We start from the raw sequence: 2,874 nt of genomic DNA, 5'->3' as shown, positions 1-2,874 counted from the left end.
AGATTTGTCGCTTGAGTCGCCAGACGCGCCGCTGCCGGAGGCGGTCGCTTCGGGCAAGGAGCCCTTTATTGTTTTAGGGTCAATTGCCGGCGGTTAAGCCTGGCTATTCGGACGTTGATCAATCCCGCCGCAATGTTCCTGCAATTCTCCCGAACGGCTCGTCCGTGGGAGTAAAAATTTCGTTGCGATTCTCCATGCCGAAGCGCTCAAGATCAAACAAGAGATAATGTTTGTTCGGCATGACCAGATGAATTTCTTCGACCTCCGGACATTTTTCCAAAACCGCCCCGCCCATGGCATAAAGCGTGTGTTGCACCGACAGGCTGTGGTGCTGCGCAAACGCTTCCAGCAGAACTTGACGCACGGTTTGCCGGCTCATTGCGAAGTCAAGGGTGTGTTGATGATAAAGCCACTCCGCTTGCAGATCCGTGGCGAATATGCGATCATCCGCGTCCTGCAACGTGGTGAAACGATCGTGTAAAAAATTTGAAAAACCCGAGTCCGTGGTTTTTAGAATAACCATATGCTTCAGCCCGGATTTGACGGTGATGCGTTTGCGATCGTTCGTGATTGCGCTTGTCCATATTTCATGTCCCGCTTTCATGAACGCGTGCGGATGCGGCATGGGATTTTTCTTTTCCGAAGCTATGGCAAGGCGTTGCCACAACGTCTCATGCAGTTCGATGGCTGCGCCGGCCACCTGCGGATTGTGATCGAGAAAATGCTGCGCCAGCGTCAGCCCGAACTCTTCGATGGCTTTCAACGGATGATTTTTGGCCAGCGCATACACGGTATTTTTCATCGTATCGGTCGGCAAAACCGGCGTATTGTCGCCTTCTTTATAAACCTTTTCAAACGCGCCGGTGAGCTGCATGTTGACCGAGACTTCTTTGAAATCATGATAATCGGCATGGCGTGTGATTTTCGCCACGCGTACGGACGATTTGCCGTAGCTGTTTTGTGATAACGTCACAGACATTTTTCCTCCTTACCGAAAAGGATTTAACCACGACTGGAACATCTGCCAAAGGTTGGTTCTCGCCAAAAGGTCGAAGTTCAAGGGGTTTTATCGAGCGTGTATTCAAACGCATAGAAATGTTTGCCCTCGACGATATTGATCGTCATCTTGCCGGCAAGGCCGGCTAACTGATCGGTGCCGGAGTCCGGCACTACGGTAATAGTCAACTCCGGCGCGCCGCGTTTCATGATACCGCTGTGTTGGAGCACGAAAGAGCCGGTGCGGCCGCGCAAGGCGCCGCTGACTTTTTCGATGGCGACGTAGCCCGCCGAGCCTTTCACCGCCGTCATGGCAGAGAGCATCTGGCCCTTGCTGGTCGCGGCAAGATCGCCATGAAATTGTTTATCAATCAACATCCTGCCGAGGTTGGCATCCTCTGCCTGCTCATTCGTTTGCGGCGTGAGTTTCACATCAAATGTTCCGCTAGCATGGTGCGTCATGGTGGAATCCTTCGAGGTTGTGCTTGAGATTGCCGGGGATGGTTGTGCGAGGGCAACGGCGCCGAGGACAAGCAAGGCGCAAGAAACAGCAAAAGCAACAGCAAAAGCAACAGCAAACGATCGGTTTCTCATGGAGGAACTCCATTTAAATCGTTTTTTATTTGGATTGTAGTCCCCGCCCCTTGTGGGCGGCTGTTGAAGCCATGAAATTCGCGGTTGCAACAATGCCCCACGAGGGGGCAGGACTACGAATCCTGCACACGCATCTGAAAAACGCTGTAAATCGTATAAGAGCATGGTTTGTTAAGTATCTTTTTAGAGTATGATCCGGTTCTTGACGCAAGCACGCCCGCTGGAACCTCATGCAAATTAAAAGTGATTTTGACGGCATGAGGGAGGAGGCAAAGAGTTTCAGGTTCATTGGCACGGCGCTTCAAGCTGGCAAATCTCGCAGCCGCCGTTCAAGAAATCGTCGCTCGGGTTCTTGCTGTGCGAGGCTCAGGGCGCGTTCGTAAGAAGTTCGCGCCTCAGTTGTTCTTCCCAATCTGCGGCAAAGTTCGGCTTTGGCCGAATGTGCCAGATGATAATCGCCGGGATCGCCGCGCGCAAAGAGGTTATCGATGAGCATGAGTCCTGCGGATGGGCCGTCGCGCATCGCAATGGCCGCGGCGCGATTCAACTCAATCACGGGTGAGGGCAGTGCCTGCAACAGCACGTCATACAATCTGACGATTTGATCCCAATCCGTTGCCGCGGCCGTCGGCGCTTCGGCATGCACGGCCGTGATTGCCGCTTGCAGTGTGTAAGGGCCGACTTCGGCGAACGCCGTCGAACCGAGCCGGCGCGCTTTGATTGCCTGTTGCACCAGTGCCAATCCCTCCGCAATATGATCGCGGTTCCACAGTGAGCGATCTTGATCCTCCAGCAAGATCAAATCACCTTCCGGCGAGGCGCGCGCCGGCCGCCGCGATTCATGCAACAACATCAGCGCCAAAAGCCCCATGACTTCGGATTCCGGCAGCAAATCGACGAGCAGCCGGCCCAGGCGGATCGCTTCGCCTGAGAGATCCGGCCGCGTCAACGTCTCGCCCGAGGAGGCGGAGTAACCTTCATTGAACACCAGATAAATCACATGCAGCACCGTCTCGAGCCGATCCGGCAAATCTTCCCGCGAGGGGATTTGATAAGGAATGCGTGCATCGCGGATTTTTGCTTTGGCGCGCACGATGCGCTGCGCCAATGTCGAGGGCGTTGTCAGGAAAGCGTGTGCAATCGCTTCGGTGGTAAGGCCGCAAACTTCGCGCAGCGTTAATGCCATGCGCGCCTCCGACGAAAGCGCGGGGTGGCAGCAGGTGAAGATCAGTCGCAATTGATCATCTTTGACGCCTTCTTCGTCCCACTCATCGCGCTCACCGT

General features: G+C 54.5%; 3 protein-coding genes. All 3 read right to left on the bottom strand.

Annotation, left to right across the window (positions count from 1 at the left end; translation table 11 throughout):
- Window positions 1-118: 118 nt before the first annotated feature.
- On the bottom strand, window positions 119-979 hold the full coding sequence (pucL, locus tag FBQ85_30020) for a urate oxidase (protein MDL1879369.1): 861 nt from the start codon (window positions 977-979) through the stop codon (window positions 119-121).
- A 77-nt stretch (window positions 980-1,056) separates the two neighbouring features.
- Entirely contained in the window at window positions 1,057-1,458 is a 402-nt protein-coding gene (locus FBQ85_30015; GenBank protein MDL1879368.1) for a DUF3224 domain-containing protein, read from the bottom strand.
- A 433-nt stretch (window positions 1,459-1,891) separates the two neighbouring features.
- Window positions 1,892-2,874 (bottom strand): RNA polymerase subunit sigma-24 (locus FBQ85_30010; protein MDL1879367.1); only part of this gene is annotated, 983 nt, incomplete at its 5' end.

The organism is Cytophagia bacterium CHB2 (assembly GCA_030263535.1).
In the GTDB taxonomy this organism is placed as follows: Bacteria; Zhuqueibacterota; Zhuqueibacteria; order Zhuqueibacterales; family Zhuqueibacteraceae; genus Coneutiohabitans.
This window is presented reverse-complemented; position numbering and strand designations above follow the sequence as displayed.